Source organism: Streptomyces sp. ISL-100 (genome assembly GCF_018614615.1).
GTDB lineage: Bacteria > Actinomycetota > Actinomycetes > Streptomycetales > Streptomycetaceae > Streptomyces.
The window spans coordinates 42013-66647 of sequence record NZ_JAGGOK010000065.1 but is presented as its reverse complement, the minus strand read 5'-3'; the positions used below and the strand labels follow the sequence as shown (position 1 = coordinate 66647).

At 71.4% G+C, this 24635-nt stretch carries 22 protein-coding genes; 8 read left to right on the top strand and 14 right to left on the bottom strand.

What is annotated here, in order from left to right; translation table 11 throughout:
• Positions 1-75: 75 nt before the first annotated feature.
• The gene (locus J7E89_RS27675) at positions 76-1101 is read left to right on the top strand and encodes a DUF3533 domain-containing protein (protein WP_214977168.1); all 1026 of its coding nucleotides are present in this window, start codon (positions 76-78) and stop codon (positions 1099-1101) included.
• A gap of 202 nt (positions 1102-1303) precedes the next feature.
• On the opposite strand, the gene J7E89_RS27670 is transcribed toward J7E89_RS27675, so the two are convergent.
• The 4 genes from J7E89_RS27670 to J7E89_RS27655 all read right to left on the bottom strand — a co-directional run bounded on the left by J7E89_RS27670 (position 1304) and on the right by J7E89_RS27655 (position 6019).
• The gene (locus J7E89_RS27670) at positions 1304-2386 is read right to left on the bottom strand and encodes a S1 family peptidase (protein WP_214977167.1); all 1083 of its coding nucleotides are present in this window, start codon (positions 2384-2386) and stop codon (positions 1304-1306) included.
• Positions 2387-2811: 425 nt separating this feature from the next.
• Positions 2812-3714 carry a S1 family peptidase gene (locus J7E89_RS27665; protein ID WP_214977166.1) on the bottom strand — a complete coding sequence of 301 codons (903 nt, stop codon included), beginning with the start codon at positions 3712-3714 and terminating at the stop codon, positions 2812-2814.
• A 213-nt stretch (positions 3715-3927) separates the two neighbouring features.
• The gene (locus tag J7E89_RS27660) at positions 3928-4728 is read right to left on the bottom strand and encodes a DUF1684 domain-containing protein (RefSeq protein ID WP_214977165.1); all 801 of its coding nucleotides are present in this window, start codon (positions 4726-4728) and stop codon (positions 3928-3930) included.
• A 67-nt stretch (positions 4729-4795) separates the two neighbouring features.
• Positions 4796-6019, bottom strand: coding sequence for a DUF5685 family protein (locus J7E89_RS27655; protein WP_214977164.1), 1224 nt, complete (start codon positions 6017-6019; stop codon positions 4796-4798).
• Positions 6020-6309: 290 nt separating this feature from the next.
• Here J7E89_RS27655 and J7E89_RS27650 point away from each other — a divergent pair, with 290 nt between their 5' ends.
• Positions 6310-6750 carry a cell division protein SepF gene (locus J7E89_RS27650; RefSeq protein ID WP_214977163.1) on the top strand — a complete coding sequence of 147 codons (441 nt, stop codon included), beginning with the start codon at positions 6310-6312 and terminating at the stop codon, positions 6748-6750.
• 13 nt (positions 6751-6763) lie between these two features.
• Here the strand turns inward: J7E89_RS27650 and J7E89_RS27645 are convergent, their stop codons facing one another.
• Together J7E89_RS27645 and J7E89_RS27640 are read right to left on the bottom strand one after the other, a co-directional pair.
• Complete coding sequence (locus J7E89_RS27645) at positions 6764-7954, bottom strand: acyl-CoA dehydrogenase family protein (RefSeq protein WP_214977162.1); 1191 nt, start codon at positions 7952-7954, stop codon at positions 6764-6766.
• Positions 7955-8072: 118 nt separating this feature from the next.
• Positions 8073-9740 (bottom strand): MFS transporter, encoded by a 1668-nt coding sequence (locus J7E89_RS27640; RefSeq protein ID WP_214977161.1) that lies wholly within the window; start codon positions 9738-9740, stop codon positions 8073-8075.
• Between the two features lie 454 nt (positions 9741-10194).
• Between J7E89_RS27640 and J7E89_RS27635 the strand changes: the two genes are divergently transcribed.
• Positions 10195-11250: a phosphatase PAP2 family protein gene (locus tag J7E89_RS27635; protein WP_214977160.1), complete on the top strand. Its 1056-nt coding sequence runs from the start codon at positions 10195-10197 to the stop codon at positions 11248-11250.
• Positions 11251-11352: 102 nt separating this feature from the next.
• On the opposite strand, the gene J7E89_RS27630 is transcribed toward J7E89_RS27635, so the two are convergent.
• The 6 genes from J7E89_RS27630 to J7E89_RS27605 form a co-directional block, all read right to left on the bottom strand.
• Positions 11353-11568 carry an I78 family peptidase inhibitor gene (locus J7E89_RS27630; protein WP_214977159.1) on the bottom strand — a complete coding sequence of 72 codons (216 nt, stop codon included), beginning with the start codon at positions 11566-11568 and terminating at the stop codon, positions 11353-11355.
• 479 nt (positions 11569-12047) lie between these two features.
• Positions 12048-13022: a YafY family protein gene (locus J7E89_RS27625; protein WP_214977158.1), complete on the bottom strand. Its 975-nt coding sequence runs from the start codon at positions 13020-13022 to the stop codon at positions 12048-12050.
• 59 nt (positions 13023-13081) lie between these two features.
• On the bottom strand, positions 13082-13933 hold the full coding sequence (locus J7E89_RS27620; RefSeq protein WP_214977157.1) for a hypothetical protein: 852 nt from the start codon (positions 13931-13933) through the stop codon (positions 13082-13084).
• Positions 13930-15213, bottom strand: coding sequence for a glycosyltransferase family 4 protein (locus tag J7E89_RS27615; RefSeq protein WP_214977156.1), 1284 nt, complete (start codon positions 15211-15213; stop codon positions 13930-13932). The genes J7E89_RS27620 and J7E89_RS27615 overlap by 4 nt, the downstream gene beginning before the upstream one ends.
• A gap of 166 nt (positions 15214-15379) precedes the next feature.
• The gene (locus tag J7E89_RS27610; protein ID WP_214977155.1) at positions 15380-16690 is read right to left on the bottom strand and encodes an ABC transporter substrate-binding protein; all 1311 of its coding nucleotides are present in this window, start codon (positions 16688-16690) and stop codon (positions 15380-15382) included.
• Positions 16665-17144 (bottom strand): hypothetical protein, encoded by a 480-nt coding sequence (locus J7E89_RS27605; protein WP_308315624.1) that lies wholly within the window; start codon positions 17142-17144, stop codon positions 16665-16667. Before J7E89_RS27605 ends, J7E89_RS27610 begins: the two co-directional genes overlap by 26 nt.
• Positions 17145-17328: 184 nt before the next feature.
• Here J7E89_RS27605 and J7E89_RS27600 point away from each other — a divergent pair, with 184 nt between their 5' ends.
• Genes J7E89_RS27600 through J7E89_RS27590 form a run of 3 tightly spaced genes read left to right on the top strand, consistent with a single transcriptional unit; the run spans position 17329 to position 21057 of the window.
• Positions 17329-17766, top strand: coding sequence for a hypothetical protein (locus J7E89_RS27600; RefSeq protein WP_214977153.1), 438 nt, complete (start codon positions 17329-17331; stop codon positions 17764-17766).
• A 4-nt stretch (positions 17767-17770) separates the two neighbouring features.
• Entirely contained in the window at positions 17771-20347 is a 2577-nt protein-coding gene (locus J7E89_RS27595) for an ATP-binding cassette domain-containing protein (RefSeq protein WP_214977152.1), read from the top strand.
• Complete coding sequence (locus J7E89_RS27590) at positions 20344-21057, top strand: ATP-binding cassette domain-containing protein (RefSeq protein ID WP_214977151.1); 714 nt, start codon at positions 20344-20346, stop codon at positions 21055-21057. Before J7E89_RS27595 ends, J7E89_RS27590 begins: the two co-directional genes overlap by 4 nt.
• On the opposite strand, the gene J7E89_RS27585 is transcribed toward J7E89_RS27590, so the two are convergent.
• Entirely contained in the window at positions 20990-21589 is a 600-nt protein-coding gene (locus J7E89_RS27585; protein ID WP_214977150.1) for a transglycosylase family protein, read from the bottom strand. The genes J7E89_RS27590 and J7E89_RS27585 overlap by 68 nt on opposite strands.
• A gap of 218 nt (positions 21590-21807) precedes the next feature.
• Between J7E89_RS27585 and J7E89_RS27580 the strand changes: the two genes are divergently transcribed.
• Both J7E89_RS27580 and J7E89_RS27575 read left to right on the top strand, forming a co-directional pair.
• On the top strand, positions 21808-22599 hold the full coding sequence (locus J7E89_RS27580) for a hypothetical protein (RefSeq protein ID WP_214977149.1): 792 nt from the start codon (positions 21808-21810) through the stop codon (positions 22597-22599).
• 107 nt (positions 22600-22706) lie between these two features.
• Entirely contained in the window at positions 22707-23090 is a 384-nt protein-coding gene (locus J7E89_RS27575) for a hypothetical protein (RefSeq protein WP_214977148.1), read from the top strand.
• A gap of 23 nt (positions 23091-23113) precedes the next feature.
• Here J7E89_RS27575 and der read toward each other — a convergent pair whose 3' ends face one another.
• Positions 23114-24574, bottom strand: coding sequence for a ribosome biogenesis GTPase Der (gene der, locus J7E89_RS27570; RefSeq protein WP_214977147.1), 1461 nt, complete (start codon positions 24572-24574; stop codon positions 23114-23116).
• Positions 24575-24635: the final 61 nt, after the last annotated feature.

Below are 24635 nucleotides of genomic sequence, written 5' to 3'. Positions count from 1 at the left end.
GTGCGATACCCGTGGCCTCAGCCATTCGGCCCGGCCCCACCTGCGCAAACGCCGGGAGCCACGGAGCGTGGGGGCATGACTTTCATGGACGAGGTGAAGAACGCCGTCACGCCACGGGCCGCGCTGCTCGTCATCGGCGTACTGGCGTTGCAGCTGCTGTTCATCGCGTCCTACGTGGGAGCGCTGCACAATCCGAAGCCGAAGGACGTTCCCTTCGCCGTCGTCGCGCCCGGGCAGTCGGCGGCGCGGCTCGTCGAACAGCTCCGGGGCCTGCCCGGCGAGCCGCTGGACCCCCGCGTGCTCCCGGACGAGGCCACGGCACGGCGGCAGATCATGAACCGGGACATCGACGGCGCCCTGATCGTCGACCCGGCCTCGAAGACCGACACCCTGCTGGTCGCCTCCGGCGGAGGCACGGTGCTGTCGTCGGCCCTGACCACGCTCACCACCAAGGTCGAGGCGGCCCAGCAGCGGAACGTGACGACCGTTGACGTGGCCCCGGCGTCCCCCCAGGACTTCGACGGCCTCTCAGCCTTCTACCTGGTCGTGGGGTGGTGCGTCGGCGGTTACCTCTGCGCCTCGATCCTGGCGATCAGCGCGGGCTCCCGGCCCGCGAACCGGCAGCGCGCCGTGATCAGGCTCGGCGTGATGGCGCTGTACTCGATCGCGGGCGGGATCGGCGGCGCGATCATCGTGGGCCCGATTCTCGGCGCCCTGCCGGGCAGCATCATGGCGCTGTGGGGCCTCGGCGCGCTGGTGGTCTTCGCGGTCGGCGCGATCACACTCGCGCTCCAGGCGCTCACCGGCATCGTGGGCATCGGCCTGGCGGTCCTGCTCGTGGTGATCGCGGGCAACCCGAGCGCGGGCGGCGCGTTCCCGCTCCCGATGCTGCCGCCCTTCTGGGAGGCGATCGGACCGGCCCTGCCGCCGGGCGCCGGCACGTGGGTGGCCCGCTCGATCGCGTACTTCAAGGGAAACGCGATCACCGGACCGCTCCTGGTACTCGCCGCCTGGGCGGTCGCAGGCGCGGCCATCACCCTGGCCATGGCATCACTGCGCCGCGGCCCGAACGCATCCGACTCCCACCCGGTCGGCACGTAAGGAGCCCCCCACCCGGGACCGTCGGCATTCCCGGACCACACCGGCCATATCCAGCCCGTCCGGCGTTTGAGGACCGGGGTTCGGGGCGGAGCCCGGGGTGTGGCGGAGCCGCGAAAGGCCCCGTCCGGCGCGCACGCACGCGCACCGGGCGGGGCCATCGGTCAGCCGACCGAGCCAGGGCCGGGGCCAGGCCCCAAGGGGGTCAGCCGATTTCCGCGCCCAGCGCAGCCAGCGCCGCCGGCACCGGCTGGAAGAACGTCTCGCCGCCCGACGTGCAGTCGCCACTGCCGCCCGAGGTGAGTCCGATCGCCGCGTCGCCCGCGAAGAGCGAGCCGCCACTGTCACCGGGCTCCGCACAGACCGTGGTCTGGATGAGCCCGTTCACGATGTCGCCGTTGCCGTAGTTCACGGTCGCGTCGAGCGCCGTGACCTCACCGTCGTGCACCTGCGTGGTGGAGCCACTGCGCGTCACCGCCATGCCGACGGTCGCCTCGCCCGCCTTGGTGATCGGCTGCGTACTGCCGTTGTAGAGATTGACCTCGCTCGGGTGCTCAACTCCGTCGTCGTACTTCACGAGCGCGAAGTCGTTGCCCGGGAAGGTGGACGCGGCCATCGTGCCGAGCGCGCCGCCCGTGGAGTCCGTCCACTGGCTGCCGGCCTGCCCGCAGTGACCGGCCGTGATGAAGTGCGGCGCACCGTCCTTGACGACATTGAAGCCGAGCGAACACCGCCCGCCGCCGCTGAGAATCGCGTCGCCACCGGCAATCAGCGGCTTGAACTCCCCAGCCGACTTCTTCAGTTCGGCCTTCTCGCCGAGCGCCCCGACGACCTTCTCCAGCTTCGCCCACGCGTCGCCCTTGACGGTACGGTCGGCCGTCACGACGACCTTGTTCGTCACCGGGTCCGTGGCCCACGAGGTGCCGGGAATGGTGGCCTTGTCGGTGAGGGTGCTCCGTACGGCCGTCAGCTCAGCCAGCGAGTTCTCTACGATTCTGGCCTTGCCGCCTGCCTTCCGTACGCCCTGGGCCGCCGCCTCGTCCACGACATTGACCACGAGCGCCTTGGACTTGCTGTCGTAGTACGCCCCGGCAGCGTCACCGCCCAGGACCGAGTTGAGGTCCGAGGCAAGCTCCCCTGCCCCCGTGGCCGACAGCGTCTTGACGGTGTACTGAGGGGCTTCCTCGCTGGCGTTCGCAGTCTGGAGGGTAACTCCCGCTGCTACCAGGGCCGCGATGCCCGCTCCGGCAATTGCCACGCGCCGCTTGGGTATGCGTCGGTGCTTCACGTAATGACCTCCTGTGGGGGGTTCGGACCCGCGAGGTGGGGGGCAGGTCCGGAGTACGCCCACTATTCCGATGCTGATCGGTAGCACACAAGGTCGACTTCAGGACGCGCACACGACAACCTCTTTGCGCCCCCCAGGCCTTTACAAGCCGGTCACCGCCTGCACTCGTCGCGTTCGCGAACACCCCCTGCGACCACTCGGACAGCAGCGGGTGAGGACTAGTCCTGTCCGGTACTCGCCCCTCGCGGACCGGATTCCGGCGGCGCGGGTGCGGATTGCGGCAACTGCGGTTGTGAAGCGGTCCGTTCGAGGGAGCTCAGTGGATTCCTCGCTCAACGACGAGTCCCCGTCCGGTCGACCGGACGGGGACTCATCTGCTGCTGGCCGCAGTCTTCGGACTTGGCTCAGGTTCCGCTGATCTGCTCTTAGTAGACGCTGACGCCGTACGCGCTCAGGGCCTCGGTGACCGGCTGGAAGAACGTCGTACCGCCGGAGGAGCAGTTGCCGCTGCCGCCCGAGGTCAGACCGATGGCGCGGGTGCCGGAGTAGAGCGGGCCGCCACTGTCGCCGGGCTCGGCGCAGACGTTGGTGCGGATCATGCCGTAGACGATGTCGCCGCCGCCGTAGTTCACCGTGGCGTTGAGGCCGGTGACGGAACCGCTGTGGGTACCGGTCGTGGAGCCGCGACGGGTGACGGACATGCCGACGGTGGCGTTGGCCGCGCTGGTGATGTCCTGGCTGCCGACGGTGCCGGGGTGCGAGAGCGAGGTGTTGGCGTACCGCACCAGGCCGTAGTCGTTGCCCGGGAAGCTGGATCCGGCCGTGGGGCCGATGCTCGTGGTACGGGAGGAGTTGGTGTACCAGGGCGGATTGCCGTCGGTGCAGTGGCCGGCGGTCACGAAGAAGTACGTACCCGCGCTGTTGCGGACGTTGAAGCCCGCCGAGCAGCGCCAGCTGGTGGCGTAGATCGCGTCGCCGCCGGAGAGAAGCTTGGAGAACTTGCCGGGGGTGCGCTCGACGCGGATGGCGCCTGCGTTCGTCCCGGCTTCGCGCTTGATCTTGGCGATCTCGGCGGCGGAGACGGTGCTGTCGGCCGTGACGACCAGGGTGTTCTTCGCCTTGTCGATGTGCCAGGCGGTACCGGCGACATCGGCCTCGAGGACCGCGTCACTCGCGGAGGTGAGCTGGTTGGCGCTGTACGTACTGGCCGTGTCGGCACTGGCGCTCGGTACGGTGAGTGCGGCCGCGGCGACGAGTCCTGCCGTGACGGCTATCAGGCGGGATCGTCTCGCTATGCCGCTGCGGGGGGTGGTGCGCTTGATCCTCACGTTTCGTTCCTCCCAAGGGGAAGTTAGGGGGCCCACTCGTGGGGTGAGACGGGCCCGTGAGGCGCAGTCAGTGAACCGGTCCGGATACCGGACAGGTTGTGTCCCTGACAAGCGCTCCTCGGGAGTATCCGTGGCGCCAACTGCCCGCGCAAGGGCGCCTTTCGGCCGACGGGTCCGGGACGCGACAGGCGGGCCCGGGCCGGTTCCGACGGCTCAGCGGTCGGCCGCCGATGACAGCCGCCGCTCCCCCGCCGGAACCGGAACCGTCAGGGTGTTGCCCGGCGGCGGGAACGGGCAGATGAAGTGGTCGGCGAAGGCGCACGGCGGCAGCAGCGCCCGGTTGAAGTCGACGGTCACCGTGCCGCCGGCCGCCGGCGCGGGCGGTCGCAGGAAGCGGAAGCGGTACGTACTGTCTCCACTGGTCGCGTCGGCGAAGACCGCCCAGAGCGAGCCGTCGTCCTCGACGGCGACCCGGAGCGTGTGCTCGACGCCGTCGATGTCGAAGGCGATCTCCCCGGCGAGGCCGAGCCCGCGCTCGCGCCCGTCCGCGTTCTCGACCTGGATGGTGGTGCGCCCTTCGTCGTACGGGCGGAAGCGGCCCGGCAGCACCCATTTCGGGTCGTACGGCGTCACTTTTATTCCCGCGAAAGCACGCCGCGCCGGCGACTCGGGGTCGAAGACCCGGACCGCCCACAGCCCTTCCCGGCGCAGCACGACCAGCCGCTTCCCGGCGGCCGAGACGCGGGACTCCGGGATGGGCGCGGTGTCCGCGGTCAGCCTGACCTCGCCGGTCAGCGGCTGCCCGTCGACAGTGATGCCGTCCTCGGGCGAGGCGGTCAGAACCACCTCGTCACCGTCGGCCGCCCACCGCCCCGGCACGTCCGGAATGCGACCTTCCGGGTAGTCGGAGAGCCAGTGCGTGCCGGTGAGCGAGAGCGGGCCGTACGGCGCCAGGACCGTCTCGGTGCGCTGCTCGTGCCAGTGCTTCCAGTCCTGCTGCGGGTCTGTGCTCATGCGCGCAACCTTTCCACACGGGCGCTACGGGCACGGGGAGCCGAAGGTGCTCACACGGGCGTCGGCTTCAGCCGCCGCAGTCGCAGCACTCACAGCACTCGCAGCACCCGGAGCAGCTTTCGCAGCAGCTCCCGCACTGCCCGCAGCCCTCGCAGCAGTCCCCACAGCTCTGACAGGGGGCCTGGCGGTTCTCGCGGGACCACGGGTCCTGGTAGGTGCCGCAGCACATCTGGCACGTACAGGCGAGGCCCAGCCACACAGCGCAGCCGACGAGAGTGCCGCGCCGGTCTCGCCGCGGCGGCTCCGGAGGAGGGGGTCCTTGCGGCCCAGGTCCACCCGGCCCCGGGGCGTAGGGATTCGGGGCGTAGGGACCCGGCCCGTGCGGATTGGGGTTGTACGGACCGGGCGGCCCGTAGGGCCCCGGTTGATGGGCGCACGTCGCGCCGAACGCCCGGTCCACCGACCGCCCCAGCTCGTGGGCCAGGAGTACGTGCGCCAGTTTGGCATCCGTGAATTCCGCGTCCCGCAGCGCCAGCCGCACTCCACGCACCGCGTCGTCGCACAGCCGGCGTGCCTCCGCCAGGCCGGTGCCCGTCGCGGTCAGCGGGTTCCACGCACCAGACGCCGCGTCAGCTTCCAGGTCCTCCACGGCATCCAGCAGATGCGCGAGCCGCCCGAAGAGCCGGCCCGCCTCCTCGAGGGGCGCCGCGTTCTGCGGCCTGCCCGCGAGTACGGCGGTGTGCGCGAAGGCAGCGGCGGTCGCCGTCTCGGCCGGCTCGGTGACCGTGAGGACGGACGTGCCAAGCCCCGCCAGCGCCTCGATCCCGGCCTGCCGGTCCACCGCGTCGACCAGCAGCGCGGTGTCGAAGCCCAGCGAGGCGCCCGTCCGCGCGCCCGCCCTGTCCCAGCCCGCGGCGACCCGCCGCGCGGCCGCCGCCACCGGCCTGCGGGCCAACACCCCGTCCCGGTCGGCGACGTGGTCCCGTACCTTCGCCGAGGCCAGGACCAGCGAGACGGCCGCGGCCAGCCTGGCCCCCTCGCCCTGGGCGACGGGCGCGGTGCGCATCGCGCGCAGTGGACAGGGGCCGGCCGTACGCCGCCATCCCGTGACGCGCTCGGACTGAGCCTCCGTCAGAACCGAGACGATCAGGCCGTCGTAGTTCGTCACGACCCTCGCGAGCTGCCCGTGGTCACCGCGAAGTGCCAGGCAGAGCCCGCACAGATGGGCCATCCACTCCGTCCTGAGCCCCTCCGAGAGCCGATGACTGCAAGGCCTGACTATTCCGAACAAGGCGCTCCCCCGGGCGACGTGAGACGGTGCGGCCCGCATCGTATCGAGGCGGTTTCAACGTCCCGTGTTCACCCGTCCGTCCCCCTCATCACCCGTGTGGCCCGACGGTCGTATTTTTCACTCTGTCAGCAGCCGGACACAGTAAGAACCTTGACGAACCGCCACAAGTTCTGCACCAGTACCGTCACGAATCCCCTGCGCGGCGACTATCCACTTGGCGCGTAATCCGCATGATGGACGACCATAGGGGGAGCGGTACACAGACCGACCGCGGTGAAAGGAGGCGTCCCATGGGATCGGTGCGCAAGGCCAGTGCCTGGCTCGGACTCGTCGAGGACAGCGACGACGACCGCTACTACGACGACGAGTACGCCGAGGGAACCAACGAGAGCGCCGAGCCGTGGGTCACGGACCCACGGGTCAAGGCGGTCTCCGAGCCGTCCGACGACAAGGCCCCGAGAATCGCCACGGTCACCCCGGACGGCTTCCGGGACGCGCGTGGCATCGGGGAGCTTTTCCGGGACGGTGTCCCGGTCATCATGAACCTCACGTCCATGGAGCCCTCCGACGCCAAGCGCATCGTGGACTTCGCAGCCGGCCTGACCTTCGGCCTGCGCGGTTCGATCGAGCGCGTCGCGAACCGGGTGTTCCTGCTGAGCCCCGCCGACACCGAGGTCGTCAGCGGTGAGGCCGCAGGCCGCGACACGAACGGCTTCTTCAACCAGAGCTAATGGGCGGGGCCGCTCACCGGAAGGCATCCAGGCCGGTGAGCGCCTTGCCCAGTACGAGCTGATGCATTTCGACGGTGCCCTCGTAGGTGAGCACCGATTCAAGGTTCGTCGCGTGCCGCATCACGGGGTACTCCAGCGAGATGCCGTTCGCGCCGAGGATCGTCCTGCTCGTACGGCAGATCTCGATCGCCTCGCGCACATTGTTGAGCTTGCCGAAGCTGACCTGCTCCGGTCGCAGCCGCCCGGCGTCCATGCGCTGCCCCAGGTGGTGGGCGAGCAGGATGCCCTTGTGGAGTTCGACCGCCATGTCGGCGAGCTTGGCCTGGGTGAGCTGGAATCCGCCGATCGGCTTTCCGAACTGCTCGCGCGTCTTCGAGTAGTCCACCGCCGCCTCGAAGCTGGCGCGGGCGGCGCCCATCGCGCCCCACACGATTCCGTACCGCGCGTGACTCAGGCAGCTCAGCGGCCCCTTGAGCCCCGTGACGTCGGGCAGTACGGCGTCGGCGGCCAGCCGCACCTCGTCCATGACCAGCTCGCTGGTGACCGAGGCGCGCAGGGACCACTTGTGCTTGATCTCGGGCGCCGAGAAGCCGGGGGCGTCGGTCGGCACGACGAAGCCGCGAATCCCGTCGTCCGTCTGCGCCCAGACGACGGCCACGCCCGCGACCGAGCCATTGGTGATCCACATCTTGCGGCCCGTCAGCACCCAGTCGGTGCCGTCCTTCTTCGCGTACGTCCGCATCCCGGCCGGGTCGGAGCCGTGGTCGGGCTCGGTCAGGCCGAAGCAGCCGATGATCTCGCCGGCGGCCATGCCGGGCAGCCAGCGCTGCTTCTGCTCCTCGGAGCCGAAGCGGTGGATCGCGTACATGGCGAGCGAGCCCTGTACGGAGACCAGGGAGCGGATGCCGGAGTCGGCGGCCTCCAGCTCCAGGCAGGCCAGACCGTACTGGACGGCGGACGCGCCCGCGCAGCCGTAGCCCTCCAGGGACATGCCCAGGGCGCCGATCGAGCCGAGCTCGCGGGCCAGTTCGCGGATGCCGGGGAGTTCGCCGCGCTCGTACCAGTCGGCGATGTACGGCATGACGCGGTCGGCGGCCCAGGTCCGTACGGTCTCGCGGATCGCGAGGTCCTCGGGGGCCAGCAGATCGTCGATGCCGATCGGGTCGCTGGGGTCGAACGGCGGAAGCTTTGAGGTTGCGGACATTCCTGGCCCTCCGGCGGCTGCTCGGCTCACGGTGCTGCGTCACGTACTGCCACGTATTGCGTCACGTGCTGCGCAAAACTAGCAGTGGTAGTTACTGCTCGCGGCCGACGTTACGGGGTCAGCGCGCGACCCGTCCAGACCCGGCCCGCTCGGCGGGCTCCCGGCGCGCCGGGACCTTCACCTGCGGCAACTGTTCCTGCGGCTCTTCCCGCGCCCCGCAGTCCATCAGCCGCGGCAGTCTCAGCGCGGCCAGCGCGCCGAGCAGCAGCAGGCCCGCGCTGACGAAGAGCGTCACATGCAGGCCGTGGACGAAGGCCTGCCGCGCGGTGGAGCGCAACGCGTCACCGGCGGGTCCGCCGATCCGGTCCGCGACCGTGTACGCCTCGCCGAGCGAGTTCGCCGCGCCCGCGCTCTGCGCCGAGGAGACGCCGGGGACCGTGGCGACCCCGGGCGCGTAGGCGGCGTTCATGACGCTGCCGAGCAGGGCGATGCCCATACCGGCGCCGAGCTGGTAGGAGGTCTCGCCGATGGCGGCGGCGCCGCCCGCGTGCTCGGCCGGGGCCTCGCTCAGCATCGACTCGTACGCCCCGAAGAGTGTGGTCTGGAGCCCGAAGCCGAGCAGCACGAACCCGGCCGTCAACAGCGCGGGCCGGTCGTGCTGTCCCATAAGGGTCAGTACGAGCACCGCCGCGGCGGTCAGCGCGAAGCCGGAGGAGACCATGGCGCGCGGGCCGAGGCGCTGGAGGGTGTACGAGCCGGTGGCGCCGGCCGCCATCGCGGCGAAGGTCAGCGGCAGCAGCCGCAGTCCGGTCTCCAGCGGGCTCAGTTCGAGCACCAGTTGGAGGTACTGGACGGCGATCAGCTCCAGGCCGACCAGCGCGAGCATCGCCAGAACGATGCATCCGACGGAGGTGGAGAAGGCCGCCCTGGCGAACATCGTCACGTCGATGAGCGGCTGCGTCCGCGTCCTCTGCCTGCGTACGAAGAGAACGAGCAGCACCGAGCCGATGAGCAGCGGCAGCAGCGTCCTGGCGTCGGCGATGCCCTCGCCGCTGCCGATCCGCTTCACCCCGAGGACGACGCCGAGCACACCGGCCGCGGCCATGAGTGCGCCGAGCACGTCCCAGGGCCCGTGGCCGCTCCCCCGGGATTCCGGCAGCAGCCAGCGGCCGACCGGCAGGATCAGTGCCATCAGCGGGATGTTGATGAGGAAGACCGAGCCCCACCAGAAGTGCTGGATGAGGAAGCCGCCGAGTACCGGCCCGGTGGCCGCGCCTATGGCGGCGACCGCGGTCCAGATGCCGATGGCGACGGCGCGCTCGCGCCGGTCGGGGAAGACCTGGCGGAGGATCGACAGCGTCGCGGGCATGATCATCGCGCCGCCGATGCCGAGCAGGGCGCGGGCCGCGATGAGGACGTGCGGGCTGTCGGCGAAGGCGGCGAGCGCGGACGCGGCGCCGAAGAGTCCGTAACCGAGCAGCAGGACGCGACGGCGCCCGACACGATCGCCGAGCGTGCCGAAGAGAATCAGCAGCGAGGCGCAGACCAGCGGGTAGGCGTCGACGATCCAGAGCAGTTCCATCGCGCCGGGACGCAGGTCCTCGGAGACGGCCGGGACGGCGATGTGCAGGATCGTCGCGTCGAGGGCGACCAGCAGCAGGCTGACGCACAGGACGACCAGCACGGCCCAGCGGTTACCGGCGACGGCCCCCACGTTCTGTACGCGCGGCCGGTGCCCGGGGGCGCCCGCAGACCGCTGTGTTCCGGCCGTGGTCGTCCCTGACATGTGCGTCCCTCCCAGTGACATCCCTCGCGCTCGGCGGACCGGCGGGACGGCGTTGTCCTACGTCCCTGCGGGCCCGGCATCGACGGGCGAGTGAGCCGTCAGAGTACGCGAGTTCACACCCGTGCCACGTGGTGCACCTCTCACCGGGGCGGGAGGCGGGTGTGGCGTACGCCACGTCACTCCGGACCGGCCGACGACCCGCCGCCGAGCCGCCAGTGATCTTGAGCGGCTCATGAGGGAGCGGGAAATTCCATGCTGAGTTCCGGTGAACGGAATTCATCGACGCGCATTCACTCTTACGAGCGGGCCTCCGAATTAATTGAGCATGAGGCCGCCCCGCATTCCCGAACGGCCGGGAATTACCCACTCGGTGAGACACACCCCACATCACATCGTCATCACAAAGATGCCGGATGGGCCGGGCTTGTCACTCACTCGCTGTAACGTCGATTCAGTGCGTACCGACCAACTCTTTGCCCGGCTGGACCGGGAAGCGGAGCCGCCGAAGATAGAGATCCCCGGGATGAGCCGTACCCGTACGGCCCTCTTCGGTTCGACGCTGGCGTTCTACATCGCCATCGTCTGGGCTGTGCTGATCACGTCCTGGCTGGTGGCTCTCGACTGGAAGGTCATGCTCTTCCGGCCCTACGAGCAGTGGCCCGAAGTCCATCCCTTCCTGGACTACTTCGTGGTGCTCGGGCAGCGCGGCCCCACCTCCGTCATGGTGGCGGCCTGGCTCGGCTGGCGCTCCTGGCGGCAGCACACGCTGCGCCCCCTGCTGACGCTCGGCGCCTCGCTCCTCCTGCTGAACGTGACGGTGGGCTCGGTCAAGCTCGGCCTCGGCCGCCTCGGCCCCCACTACGCGACGGAGATCGGCTCGGCCGAGATGTTCGCGGGCGGCGATATATTTCCTTCCGGTCACACCGCCAACGCCGTGGTGACGTGGGGAATCCTGGCCTACCTGGCCACCACCCCGCGGGCCAGGCGCTGGCTTTCGGTGTTCTCGGCCCTCGTCGCGCTGGGCGTCGGCGCGACCACCGTCTACCTGGGCACCCACTGGCTGAGCGATGTGCTCCTCGGCTGGGCCGCCGGTCTGCTGATCCTGCTGAGCCTGCCGTGGTTCGAGCCGCTGATCGGGCGCACCGAAGCCTGGATCTTCGCGGTGCGCGAGGCCCGGCGTGCCCGTCGCAAGCTCGGCGCCGCGCAGCCCGCGCCGGCCGGCGGCCGCGTGTCCCCGGTGCTCTTCCCGCAGCGCCACCCCACCGCCCCGTACTCCGCCCAGGCCGACACGCCGCCGGCCCGCGAGCCGGTGGGCGCGGGCAGCGGCGGCCGCTCCACGGGCAACGCCAGGACGGCCGGTCACCTCACGCAGCGGCTGACCACCGGGGTGAAGGGGGTCCGCTCGGAGCGGACGTCCGTCACCCCGGCGGGCAGCCGCCGCGCGCCGCACGCCGACCGTACGGGCGCGGCGCGCCCCGGGTCCTCGCCCCGGCCGGTGGCCGGCGGCTGACCCGCCCGCAAGACGGCGGGGACGGTACGCACAGGCCTCTCCCCGCAGGCGAAGGCCCCGGTGGACTCCCTTGGAGCCACCGGGGCCTTCGCCGTGTGCGGGTCAGCCCTTCCAGCAGCGGATGACGGTGTCGTCCTTGACCTCGAAGTTGAGGCGGCCCTCCAGGTACTCCATGGTGATGATCGAGCCCGGCGGAAGTGCCCTGACGGTGGTCCAGCCTCGCTCGCGGGCCAGCCGCTCCGCGCCGGCGGCGTCGAGTCCGACGTACGCCTCGGGAGCGTCGTCGGGCTGTGCGGAAGGGGTCGGTAGGGATGCCATGAGACTCACCGTAGGCCGCCCGGAACGCGGAAGGAAGTACAGGGCCGGAGCTGAGTGTCACCGCCCCAGATACCTCAGCGGTCACACTTGTGTCACAGGATCACGACGGGCGTTTGGCATGAACGCCTTCACCCGAAAGGACAGTTCCGTGCCGCCGGGACACGAATGGAACACCCTTCGAATGATCACGCAATAACAGGTTCCGAATTCATTCCCGGCATCCCGCGGGGACTGCCCGCAATTCCCCGCACCGGCCCCCGCGAAATCTGACGCCCCGTAGCCGAATTCACGCTTCCCCCACATAGTCCGCGTACGCCCCCTGTCGGACCGGGGGCCGTCGCGAGCATCATGTGTCTCCTGCCTGCTGCCTGAAGCCCGATGGGGGCAAAGCGATGGGGACGGAGACGGCCTCCAGCTGATGAGCAACAAGGTCGACCCGCACCACCCCGAGTTCGCGGCGATCCAGCGGGCCGCCCAGGTCAGGCCGGCGCCCCTCGATCCAGAGCGCGCGCGAGGAGATCACGGGCCGACCTGATCCGGTCGGTGAGCTCCGGCGGCTCGACGACCTCGAAGTCGAAGCCCATCAGCATGATGTGAATGACCAGCACATCGAGGCTCGCCGCCCCGGTGCGCAGCAGACAGCTGTGCTCGTCGACGGCTTCGAGTACGCCGGCGCTGGGCGAGACCGCCTGCCGCGCCTCCTCCAGAGGCGCCAGCAGCCGGACCACGGCCGTCGCGGCGTACGCCCCGGTGGAAACGCCTTTCGAGACGTACGCCGCCAAGTCCTCGGCCGGGGGATCGCGCGGGACGAAGCGCGGGCCGTGCGGGGGCGTCGGGGTGATCCGGTCCGCCCGGAACGTACGCCAGTCGGAGCGGTCCAGGTCCCAGGCGACGAGATACCAGCGGCGCTCGGTGCACACCAGGCGGTGCGGCTCGACGGTCCGGCGGGACGAACTGCCGCCGTGGTCGCGGTACTCGAAGCGCAGCCGCTCGTTGTCCCGGCAGGCGTTGGCCAGCTCCGTCAGGACGGAGGCATCGACGGTGGACGCCCCGGGGCCGCGCAGCATGGGGACGGTGAAGGCGTTGAGCGCGCCGACGCGGCGGCGCAGCCGGTTCGGCAGCACCTGTTCGAGCTTGGCCAGCGCGCGTACGGACGTCTCGCCGATGCCCTCGATGCCCTGTCCGGCGGCGGTGCGCAGGCCGACCGCGACGGCCACGGCCTCCTCGTCGTCGAGCAGCAGCGGCGGCAGTTCGGCGCCCGCGCCGAGCTGGTAGCCGCCGCCCGTGCCGGGGCTGGCGTTGACGGGATAGCCGAGCTCGCGCAGCCGGTCGACGTCGCGGCGCACAGTGCGCGGAGTGACGCCGAGCCGCTGGGCCAGGTCGGGCCCGGACCATTCGCGGTGGGCCTGGAGCAGCGAGAGCAGGCGCAGCAGACGTGCGGAGGTCTCCAACATGGGGGCGAGTCTGCCAGGGCTTGAGGACAGGCACTGTCCTCAAGCCCTGGCTGCCTTACTCACTTAAGGGTGTCGAGCCGCACGCTGAGGTCGTTGTCGACGGTGAAGTACGGGTACGCCGTGGTCGGCCGCGTCACCCTCGGCCCCTCCACCGGCCGCACCGGGTAGCGGAAGACGCCCTTCTTGTCCCAGACGTCGTCCAGGATGCGCCCCACCCGTATCCCGGCCGCCTGCCCCGGCTCCGCCTCCGCCGGGCACAGCCACAGGTCCCACAGCCGCTGCTCGTCGCCGCGCCCCTCGGCCAGCGGCTCGTACGCCAGGGTGAAGGTGAACGTGCCGTCCACCCGGACCGTCACCGGCACCCGGTGCACGTCCTTCTTCGCGCCGCGCAGCCTGGCCTCGAGGACCGCGCCCTCGCCGAGCCCGGTCCCGGCCCCGTACAGCCGCCCCTCCAGCGTCATCGCGCCCTGCGCGAAGGTAATGGTCCCGGCCTCCGCGTGCGGCGCTCGCAGCCAGCTGCGCACCGCGAGCTTGCCGTCGGCCGTCGGATAGGGGATGCGTACGGCGACTCGCGCGCGCCCGGAGTCCGGGGCGCGGTCGACGAGCGAGCGCAGGTCCCTGACGCCGGGCTCGATGCGCTGTTCCCCGGTCTCGTCCCCGTGGGCGGTGAAGGCGTCCCAGCGCCCCTCCGCCAGCTCGACCGTACTCGGCAGCACCGCACGTGAGCGGTCGTCCCCGGTGGGCGTGAGCGGCAGCCGCATGACGTCCGCGGCCGTCTTTCCGCCGCGCCGCCGCAGTACGAGCACCGCGCCCGGAGACGCGTCACCCACGATGTCGAAGGTGACGCCGCCGGCGGAGTCCGCGATGCAGTCGGCGCGCGGCGGCTCCGTGCGGGTCGAGGTGCTGGTCATGCGGTCTGCCCTTTCCGGAGTACGGAGGCGGCCTTGTAGCGGAGGGAGTACGCCCCGTCGAACACCGCTCCCCGGGAGCGGTACAGCGCGTCCTGGACCCGGCCGCGCGAACGGCTGTTGGCGCCGCGCGAGACCAGTTCGGTGAACAGCGCCTCATGACGCTCGGCGATGTGCCCCGGGTCGAAGCGGGCCGAGCTGTCGAGCGCGGCCGCTCCCATGGCGCGCCGCAGTTCGTCGTCGTTGATCAGTCCAAGGAGAGCGTCGGCAACAGCGTCGGAGTCCCCCACCGGCACCAGCCGCCCGTCCGACCCATCGGCGATGATCTCGCGCGGCCCGTGCGGGCAGTCGGTGGAGACCACCGGCAGCCCGGAGCGCATCGCTTCGACGATGGTCATGCCGAAGGACTCGTGGCTGGAGGTGACCGCCGCGATCGAGCCCTTGACCCACTCGGGCTCAATGGGGTTGGCCGATCCCATCAGGAAGACGTGATTGTGCAGCCCGAGTTCACTGATGAGGGCGTGCAGGGCCTGCTTCTCGTTGCCGCTCGCGTCGCCGCTGCCGTAGATGCGCAGCCGCCAGTCGGGGCGGGCGGCGACGACCTTCGCGAAGGCCTCGATCAGCAGGTCGTACCGCTTGACCTTGGTGAGCCGGCCGGCCGCGACGACCCACTTGGCGCTGGAGTCGGCCGGCGCGATGAGGGGCGCGGGCACGCTGTTCGGCACAGCCTCGATGCGTACGCCGGGCAGCTTGAGCCGGGTCCGGTAGGCGTGGGCGTCGGCCTCGGTGACGGTGGTGATGGCATCGAGCAGACCGTAACGGTGACTCAGTTCGCGGCGCAGCCGGTAGCCGTGCCCGGCGAGGGTGAGGTGCTCCTGGCCAACGCGCACGGGGCCGCGCCTGGTCTGCCGGGTGATGTGCACGTTGAGCCCGGGGCGGGTGCCGACGACGACGTCCGCCTCCGTGGACTTCAGATGCGTGGCGATACGGGCGTCGGTGAGCCGGCTGTACTGCTTGTGGCGGCCGTCGCCGGCCGGGAAAACCTTGGCCGGCTGCTTGAACCGCTCGTCGTCGCCGTCGTATCCGTGGCTCTTCTTCCGCAGATCCACCAGATAGTCCAGCCGTACGCCGGCGGGGGCGCCCATCGCGGGCTCGTCGCGGTGGCGGAAGGCCGAGACGATCTCGACGTCGTGCTGCTCGGCCAGCGCCTGGGCGAGGTTGAACGTAGTGCGGATCGTGCCGCCGATGCCGTACGCGTTGTGGAGCAGAAAAGAGATGTGCATACGCCGACGCGACCCCCAGATCTTCCGCGGACTGGTCCATGTCCGCTTGCTTTCAGAAATGGACTGTACTGGTCATAAACCGATCGGACCGGATCGCATCGAATCGTTCCAATACGGTTGTGACATCGATAGCGGCGAGCGGGCAACCAAACTGCCGTTCTACGCATCAGGGCCGGTAGGGAAGTTGCGGCACGGTGAAGCAGTTGCCGGTAATGTCCCCGCCCTGCGTCACCCATCCCGCCCCGTCCTGCCACCGCGCCACCGACAGGCACGTGCGCCGGGTTTCGGGCGGCTCGGCCAGTCGCTTGTACGTCACGGGGAGCAGCAGTCCGCGTGCGGTGTACGGCTCTTCGCGGTTCAGGTACGCCTCGACGCACGCGCGCGTGAGCTGCCGTCCGCACGACTTCGCCGCGTCCGTGAACCACATGGCGGCCGCCCAGCCCTCCAACTGCCACTGGGAGAGCGGCCGGTCCTGGCCTCCCTTCCCCGCCTCCCCCATCGCCTCGCGGAACTCCCGTACGGCCGGATGGCTCACGTCCTCGTAGTTGCGGCTGGCTCCGGTGACCCACAGGGCGTTGCGGCAGCGTGGCGCGTCCTTGAAGTCCCGCGGAACTGCGGACGACCAGTTCTGCACATTGGTGACCTTCGCGGTGACCTCCACGCCCACGTCGTCCATCGCCTCGCACAGCTGGGCGTTGCCGTGCGTGTCCATCGCGTCGAAGACCAGGTCGACCCCTTGGTCCTTGAGGTCCGCAGCCACCGCCCGGAAGTTGGGCAGGACGAAGTCCACCTGTTCGGTGACGACCCGGTAGCCCTCGGCCTTCAGCCCCTTGGTGACCAGCCGCGCGTACGCCGCCGACGCGGCCTGGTTGTAGGCGACCACGGCGGCGGTGCGCGCGCCGTGCTCGCGCTTGAAGTAGCGGTAGACCTCGGTGCCGCCGTAGAGCATGCCGTTCCAGCCCGGCTTCCCGCCGGTGCGCGGGGCATCACTGCCGTAGATCCCGTACAGGTGGGGGTAGGTGTCGTACGCCGGACCGATCGGCTGGCCGCCGATGTCGGGGACGCCCGCGGCGGCGACCCGTGGCGCGCCCGCGTACTCCAGGGCGGTCGTCGCGACCAGCGCGAAGACCTTCCGCTCGTCGAGGAGTTTGTGCACGCAGTCGTTGTTGCCGACGCCGCTGCCGCCGTCGTCGCAGGTGAACACATCGACCTTGCGGCCGTCGATGCCGCCGTCCGCGTTGAGCGCGTCGAAGTACGCCCGTGCGCCCTCCCCGGGGCCGCTGAAGGCCGAGCCGCCGACCGGGCTGGTGGCACTGCTGATGATGCCGATACGTATCGGCTCGGCCTCCCGGGCGGGCGGCGGGTCGCTCCGGCGGCCCTCGAAGTCGCTCTCGGGCAGCCGACTGCCACAGGCGGCGCTCAGCAGGAGGAACGCCGCGAGCAGCAGGCTTTCAGCAGCCCGGCACAGCCGGCGCATTGCCGCTGAGCTGGACCAGGGCGCACAGGGTCTTGACGGAGACCTTCCACACGTCGTCCTGGAGGACCGAGGTGCCCTTGCTGTTGGGCACGGCGGGCTGTCCGCCGACGAGCAGGTCGTACGTCACATCCGCCTCGGTGGCGGAGGTGAACTTCACGTCGGTGACGTTCGCCGAGGACTTGGCGGCGTTCGGGTCATTCGCGAAGGCCGTCAGCACGCGCCGCATCTGCTCGCCGTTCTGGAGCACCCTGACCTTGTCGTCCGTCGACGCCTTGGGATCGAAGAACGTCGTCCAGTTCTTCTCGACCTCGGCCCTGGCCGCGGCGAGGTCGCTGGGCTGGTTCTTGTCCGGGGTCACCGGAGGGCTGGTGCCGGTGGCCGGGGAACGCGCCGGCGCCTCCGGCGCGCCGTTGTCGTCGCCGCAGGCCGCGGCGGCTGGTACCAGTATCAGCACTGCGGCGGCCGCCCATGCCGCAGTACGAGGGTGTCTGCCGAGGACCATCTGGCTCACCACCGGGTGTCCGACCGGGCCGATCGGCCCGATGCTTCCAGGGTCTGTCGCTTCACGGCATAGTGCAACGTATCCGCCGCCAACGACAGGCTCGTACTGACCCGTGAAGTGCCTCTAGGGGGTCCCGGTGCCAAGGACGCGACCGCTCGACAGGCCGCTGCTGTGGGCCGGCCTGGCGGCCCTGGTCTGCGGTGCGGTGCTCAGCGTGATCGGCTGGTACGGGATCTCCGGCGAGCGCTTCGCCGAGCGGCAGCTCCCGTACATCGCCTCCTGCACGGTGCCCGGCGCGGCGCTGATCGTCGCCGGCGCGGTGCTCCTCGCACGCGGCGACCGGGAGCCTGCGCCCACGCGGGAGGACACCGGCGCGGAGCCGGTGGAAGTGTCCACGCCGCCGTCCGCCGAGGGCCCGCTGCTCCAAGTCCCCGGCGGGACGCTCCTGCACCGGCCCGACTGCCCGCTCGTCACCGGCAAACCGGACGCCGCGCCACCGGACGACCCGTCCGGCCTGAACCTCTGCCCCATCTGCGAACCCCCGCCCCCCGAACCCCCCGCCGCCGAGGCCTGACCCCGTGTCGTCTCTCACGTACGACCTCACGCTGGCGGGGCTCGCCGTCGGCAGCGCGGCGGCGCTCACCGGCATCGGACTGATCGTCACCTACCGCGCGACCGGCGTACTGAACCTGGCGCACGGCGCGATCGCCATGGTGTGCGCGTACGTGCTGCGCCAACTGGCGGTGGAATGGGACTGGCCGCTGCCGCTCGCCGCCGCCGTGACGCTGGTGGTCGTGGCGCCCGGCCTCGGACTGCTCCTGGACCGGGCGGTGTTCCGGCCGCTGGCGGTCCTCGGCAGCGATCCGGCGCAGACCCTGGTCGCGTCCATCGGCGTATTCGTCCTGCTGGTCGGGGGCGCGGCGCTGGTGTGGGGCACGGGCGCCCGCGCGGATGCTCCCGTGCTGCTGGCCGGCGACCCATGGGCGCAGCTGGCGACGGTAGTGGTACTGGCGGCCCTGGTGGACGCGGTGACGCGGTGGACGCGTTTCGGGCGAGAGCTGCGGGCAGTCGTCGACAACCGTCCGCTGGCCGCGCTGGGCGGGACGAACACCGACCGGGTGGCGGCGGCGGGCTGGGCGTTCGGCTCGTTCACGGCGGGCCTGACGGGCGTACTCCTGGCCCCGTACGTACGCCTGGACCCGTACGGACTGCCCCTGCTCGTTGTCGAAGTGATCGCGGTGGCGGTGGTGGCGCGGATGCGGAGCCTGCCGGTCGCGGTGGGCGCGGCGCTGGCGATCGGTGTCGCGCAGGCGCAACTGACGCGGGTGCACCCGACGGCGGCCTGGGCCGAGCCGCTCGTCCAGGCCATCGGCGCGAACCTCTTCGTGGTGGCCCTGCTGATCGCGGCCCTGGCGGTGCCCACCACGGACGCCCGCGACGCGCTCCCCCGCCCTTCGGCGCCCGTCCTGCCCGCCGCACCGCCGGTCGCGTGGCTGGTGGCGGGGGTCCTCTTCCTCCTCCCGCTCGGCTTCGCGGGCTCGGATCTCCACACGTCCATCCAGGTCCCCGCACTGGCGGTGATCCTCCTCTCGCTGGTGGTCGTGACAGGCCGGGGCGGCCAGATCTCGCTGGGCCAGGCGGCGTACGCCGGCCTCGGCGCCCTCTTCACCGCCCTCCTGGCGGCGGGCCGCTTCCCCGGCCTGCCCGCCATGCCGGAACTCCCGGCCCTGGCCGTGGCGGTGGTGCTGGTGGCCCCGCTGGGCGTGCTCCTCGGCTGGCCGGCGATCGGCCGCCGGGGCCTCGCACTGGCCCTGACCACACTGGCGTTCGTCGTCGCGGTGAGCCGCTTCGTCTTCGCGCAGCCGTACGCGACGGCCGGCCTCGGCCTGGCCCGCCCGGCCGGCTTCCATTCCGACCGGGTGTACTACGCCCTGGAGCTGGTCCTTCTGACCGCTGCCCTGCTGGCCGTGGCCGCGCTGCGCCGGGGCCGCGCGGGCCGCGCGCTGGCGGCGATGCGCGACCACGAGACGGGCGCGTCGGCTGCGGGCGTTCCCGTCCCCGCCCTGAAGCTCCTCACCTTCGTCACGGGCGCGGCACTGGCCGCACTGGGCGGCGGCATGCTGGGGATGGGCCTGCGCGCGTTCGACCCCGCGGCGTACGACCCGGTGCGCGCGCTGCTGTGGTTCGCGGCGGTCGTGGTCCTGGGCGCCGACAGCCTCCTGGGCGCGTGCGCGGCGGCGGCGCTGCTGGTGGGCCTGGACGCGGGGACGCGGGGCGGCGCGGCAGCGGCGGTCATCGGCGTATTGGCAGTACTGCTGGGCCGCTACCCCTGGCCGGCATGGGCCGGCCCCAGACACCGGACGGGCTGGATCCGGCCGCACCATCCAGCCCCTCCGGCGTTCGAGGAGCGGAGTCCGGGGCACAGCCCCCACGCGGCGGAGCCGCGAAGTGTCACAGCGAGAAGGGGCGGGGTGGGGAAAGCCCCGCGCAGCGGCACCAGAGCGGCCGCCCCCCTCACCGCCCACGCCCTACGCCTCACCTACGGCGCGTACACCGCCCTGGACGGCGTCGACATCACCATCGAACCCGGCAAGGTGACCGCAGTCGTCGGACCCAACGGAGCGGGCAAGAGCACCCTCTTCCACTGCCTGTCCGGCACGCTCCGCCCCGACTCCGGCCGCGTAGAGCTGAACGGCAGGGACATCACCCACACACCCCCGCACACCCGCACCCGCCTCGGCATCGCCAGGACCTTCCAGGACCTCGCCGTCTTCCCCTCCCTCACCGTCGAGGAGAACATCGCGCTCGGCGCCGAACAGGGCCACGTACGGACCGACCCCACCGCGCTGGAGTCCGTACTGCGCCTCCTGGACCTCGCGGGGCCCATCCGGCACCACCCCGCAGCCGCCCTCCCCACGGGAACCCTGCGCCGCGTAGAGCTCGGCAGGGCGCTCGCGGGCCGCCCGCACACCCTCCTGCTCGACGAGCCCGCCGCCGGGCTCGACACCGCCGAGGCGCAGCGGCTGGCCCGCGTCATGGCCGCACTCGCGGCCGACGGCATGGCCGTGCTCGTCGTCGAGCACGACCTCGACCTGGTCGCGGACATCGCCCACACCGTGCACACCATGACGGCGGGACGCATCGAGGCCCCATGACCAACGCCATGGAACTGCGCCGCGCCCGCGTCCGCTACGGCCCCCTGGAGGCCCTCCACGGAGTGGACCTCCCCGTACCGGCGGGCGGCGCCCCGACCGTCCTCCTCGGCCGCAACGGCTCCGGCCGTACGACCGTCCTGCGCGCCCTCGCCGGAACCGTGCCCCTGGCCTCGGGCCAGGTCCTGTGGCACGGCAAGAACATCACCCGCCTGCGCCCCCACGACCGCGCCCGCCGCGGCCTGTGCTTCGTACCGGACAGGCACGCCGTGTACGCGTCCCTCACCGTCGCGGAGAACCTGGAACTCGCGCTCCCCTCACCCCAAGAGGACATCGCACCGGCACTCACCGCCTACCCGCCCCTGCGCGCCCTGCTCCCCCGCCGCGCGGGCACCCTCTCCGGCGGCGAGCAGCGCATGCTGGCGGTCTCCCGCGCCTTCGTGTCCCGCGCCCGCGTGGTGCTCCTCGACGAGCCCACCCAGGGCATGTCCCCGCCCGTGGCGGCCCGTACGTACGAACTGCTCGCCGCACTGGCCCCGGGCACCACGGTCGTGACGGCGGAACAGAGAATGCCGCCCGCCCTGCTGAGCCGGACGACGACAGGCCCTGTCTTCGTGCATGAACTGCGCCGCGGCGCGGTGGTCTTCAGCGGAGAGGCATCAGAACTGCGCCACGGACAGACCCGCTCTTCGCCGCCGGAAGGACCAGCATGACGCCGGTGCGGATCCGGTCCGGGTCGCGGCCGATCACCTTCGTGTTGGCCTGATGGAGCGCCTTCCAGCCGCCCTTGAGGCGATAGCGGCGGGCGATCGAGGCGAGCGTGTCCCCCGCCTTCACGAAATGGACCCGGCCGAAGAGCTTGTATCGCTTCGAACAGACGGGCCAGGCCTTCCATCCGTGGGTGGCGAGCACCCTCTCCGCGACCTTGATCTGCTGCGCCCTGGTGGCGAGGTCGGCGCGCGGGGCGTACGCGAGCCCGCCGTGCTCCGCCCACGTCGGCTGCCAGAACTGCAGTCCACCGTAGTAACCGTTGCCGGTGTTGATGTGCCAGTCGCCGCTGCTCTCGCACTCGGCGAGGCAGTTCCAGGGCCACTCAGTGGCCGCGCACGCACCGAAAGACGGCGCACCCAGGCCGGGGCCGGAGACGGGCGGCGGTGGCGTGGCCCGCGCGCCCGTCGGACACAGCGCCAGCAGTACGGCGAGCAGGGCGACCGGCACGTAACGGGACCGCGGCAGCGTGGGCATCGCGCCACGCTAGGCAGGCGCCCGGGCATCGGCTCACGTGCCGCGCGGCGCACCGGAAAAGCCCCACCCGGTCGGCCGACCGGACACGCCGGGGGCCGCCCGCGCCGTTCGGTTCGATTCCGTTCCCTTCTTCGCGTGACCCCGGCCGCAGATCACCCGTTGTCTTCTTGACGAGCCGGGAACCGCCCGGCACCCGCACCGAGTCCGAGGAGCCCCCCGTGCCGCGCATGCTCGACGTCAGCGACGACGTACGCGCCGAGATCGGCAACGAAGAAGCCGACCGGCTGCTCGCCGGCGAGAATGCCCCGGGCAGCTACGACTGCACCTCCTGCCGTACCCAGGGCGACTCCGAACTGGAACGCACGAGCACCGTGCTGTTCGTCGGAGACGAAACCGCTGTGCTCGCGTTCGCCCACGCCACCTGCATCCCCTCGCAGGTCGTCCGCGTGGCCGAGGAACAGCTCCAGGGCGCCGTACGCAGCATCACCGGCGGCGCCCCCGACCTCCCCGGCGCCGAGCAGTACGGCGGCTCGCCCGGCCAGGCCGTGCTCGGCATCACCAGCGGCCTCGTACTGATCGACGGCCAGTTGCACCCGGCCCTGGTCGTCGAGCCGACCGGGCCCGTCGCCCGCCCCGGCTCCGACGGCACCACCGACGAGTTCCTGCCGCTCGTCACCGAGCAGGGCTTCCAGCCGGTCAAGGACATGGCCGAGGTGCCCGCCGCACTGCCCGGCTGGTCGGTCCTCCTCGCCATGGGCCAGCTGCACGCCGTACTCCAGCCCGCCACCAACGGCGGAAACCCCGTCTCCTGGTGGCAGGCCCACCAGCCGCTCCAGGTCACCGACGGCTGGCGGACGGCGGCCAACAAGTCGAGCACCGTCCTCGTCTACACCGCGCCCGCCGGCTCGATCGGCCAGCAGCCGCGCGAGGACCTGCTGCGCAACGCGCTGGAGCGGGCAGCCGCCCGTGGCGTGCTGGCCGCCGCCGCCATGCCGCTGGCCGGCACCTGACGGGCATCGGGCCGCACGCCCGGTCCATGCGAGCCGCTTACCCCAGCCGAGCAGGGAATTCCCTGCTCGGCCCGCATCCGTCGGGCGCTGGGGTCGTTGGCACATACGTGCACTCATACGACCCCTCACGCCATCAGCCGTACCAGACCCAGATCCCCGCGATGCGCCCGTCGCGGGAATCCCGGGCCGAGCCCTCGCACACGCCGATCTACGACGCGCTCTACTCGGAGTACCGCAGGTCCTTCCGGGCACTGCCCGGCGACCGCACCGGCGAGGAAGACCTGGGGTTCACGGGTTTCGCCCAGGAGACGCGCCACAGCGACGGTCCCGGCCACACGAGTCACACCGGCCACGGAACGCACGGCGCGCACACCGGCTTCTGGCGCGTCACGAGCAGCGACAGCGACAGCACCCCCCAAAGCAACGGGCGGCAGCACACCGGGAATCACTTCCCGGCCGCGCTGCCGCCCGCTCCCCGTCGGGGGTTCTAGGCCCGCTGACAGGCCGTCCGGCGTTACTTCTTGCGGCCGCGCTTCTCGCGCACCCGCACCGAGATGTGGATCGGCGTGCCCTCGAAGCCGAACTCCTCGCGGAGGCGACGCTCGATGAACCGCCGGTAGCCGGCCTCCAGGAAGCCCGAGGCGAAGAGCACGAACCGCGGCGGCTTGGCGCCCGCCTGCGTCCCGAAGAGGATGCGGGGCTGCTTGCCGCCGCGGACCGGGTGCGGGTGGGAGGCGACAATCTCGCCGAGGAAGGCGTTGAGCCTGCCGGTCGGGATGCGCGTCTCCCAGCCGGCCAGCGCCGTCTCGATCGCCGGGACCAGCTTCTCCATGTGACGGCCGGTCTGCGCCGACACGTTCACCCGGGGCGCCCACGCGACCTGGGCCAGCTCGGTCTCGATCTCGCGCTCCAGGTAGTAGCGGCGCTCCTCGTCGAGGGTGTCCCACTTGTTGTACGCGATGACCAGCGCGCGGCCCGCTTCGACGGCCATCGTGATGATCCGCTGGTCCTGCACGCTGATGGACTCGCTGGCGTCGATCAGTACGACCGCGACCTCGGCCTTCTCGACGGCGGCGGCGGTACGCAGCGAGGCGTAGTAGTCCGCGCCCTCCTGGAGGTGGACGCGGCGGCGGATACCGGCCGTGTCGATGAACTTCCATGTGATGCCGCCGAGCTCGATCAGCTCGTCGACCGGGTCGCGCGTGGTGCCCGCGATCTCGTTGACGACGACACGGTCCTCGTTCGCCACCCGGTTGAGCAGGGACGACTTGCCGACGTTCGGGCGGCCGATGAGCGCGATACGGCGCGGGCCGCCGGTGGCCAGACCGAAGGACTGTGCCGGGGCCTCCGGCAGGGCCTCCAGGATGGCGTCCAGCATGTCGCCGGTGCCGCGGCCGTGCAGCGAGGAGACCGGGTGCGGCTGGCCGAGGCCGAGCGACCACAGCGCGGTGGCGTCAGCCTCGCCGCTCAGGCCGTCGACCTTGTTGGCGCAGAGCACCACGGGCTTGCCGGCCTTGCGCAGCAGCCTGACGACGGCCTCGTCGGTGTCGGTGGCGCCGACCGTGGAGTCGACGACGAAGACGACCGCGTCGGCGGCCTCGATCGCGTACTCGGCCTGGGCGGCGACGGACGCGTCGATGCCGAGGACGTCCTGCTCCCAGCCGCCGGTGTCGACGATCTTGAAGCGGCGGCCGGCCCACTCGGCCTCGTAGGTGACGCGGTCACGGGTGACGCCGGGCTTGTCCTCGACGACGGCCTCACGGCGGCCGATGATGCGGTTCACCAGGGTCGACTTGCCGACATTAGGGCGGCCGACGACGGCGAGGACGGGCAGTGGGCCGTGACCGGCTTCGCCAATCGCGCCTTCGACATCTTCGGGGTCGAAGCCCTCCTGCGCGGCGAGCTCCATGAACTCCGCGTACTCGGCGTCGCCAAGTGCTCCGTGCTCGTCGCCGGAGTGATTCTGGTCGTTCATGAAGTCCGTTCCTCGTTCATCATCATCGATGGACCACCCGATTCGCGCGGTCCACTACTCA

Bases quoted from the DNA above. Each gene is read 5' to 3' on its own strand.
- J7E89_RS27650 (WP_214977163.1), top strand. From the start codon at position 6,310: ATGGGATCGGTGCGCAAGGCCAGTGCCTGGCTCGGACTCGTCGAGGAC.
- J7E89_RS27675 (WP_214977168.1), top strand. From the start codon at position 76: ATGACTTTCATGGACGAGGTGAAGAACGCCGTCACGCCACGGGCCGCG.
- J7E89_RS27645 (WP_214977162.1), bottom strand. From the start codon at position 7,954: ATGTCCGCAACCTCAAAGCTTCCGCCGTTCGACCCCAGCGACCCGATC.
- J7E89_RS27640 (WP_214977161.1), bottom strand. From the start codon at position 9,740: ATGTCAGGGACGACCACGGCCGGAACACAGCGGTCTGCGGGCGCCCCC.
- J7E89_RS27625 (WP_214977158.1), bottom strand. From the start codon at position 13,022: ATGTTGGAGACCTCCGCACGTCTGCTGCGCCTGCTCTCGCTGCTCCAG.
- J7E89_RS27660 (WP_214977165.1), bottom strand. From the start codon at position 4,728: ATGAGCACAGACCCGCAGCAGGACTGGAAGCACTGGCACGAGCAGCGC.
- J7E89_RS27630 (WP_214977159.1), bottom strand. From the start codon at position 11,568: ATGGCATCCCTACCGACCCCTTCCGCACAGCCCGACGACGCTCCCGAG.
- J7E89_RS27615 (WP_214977156.1), bottom strand. From the start codon at position 15,213: ATGCACATCTCTTTTCTGCTCCACAACGCGTACGGCATCGGCGGCACG.
- J7E89_RS27620 (WP_214977157.1), bottom strand. From the start codon at position 13,933: ATGACCAGCACCTCGACCCGCACGGAGCCGCCGCGCGCCGACTGCATC.
- J7E89_RS27610 (WP_214977155.1), bottom strand. From the start codon at position 16,690: ATGCGCCGGCTGTGCCGGGCTGCTGAAAGCCTGCTGCTCGCGGCGTTC.
- J7E89_RS27590 (WP_214977151.1), top strand. From the start codon at position 20,344: ATGACCAACGCCATGGAACTGCGCCGCGCCCGCGTCCGCTACGGCCCC.
- J7E89_RS27585 (WP_214977150.1), bottom strand. From the start codon at position 21,589: ATGCCCACGCTGCCGCGGTCCCGTTACGTGCCGGTCGCCCTGCTCGCC.
- der (WP_214977147.1), bottom strand. From the start codon at position 24,574: ATGAACGACCAGAATCACTCCGGCGACGAGCACGGAGCACTTGGCGAC.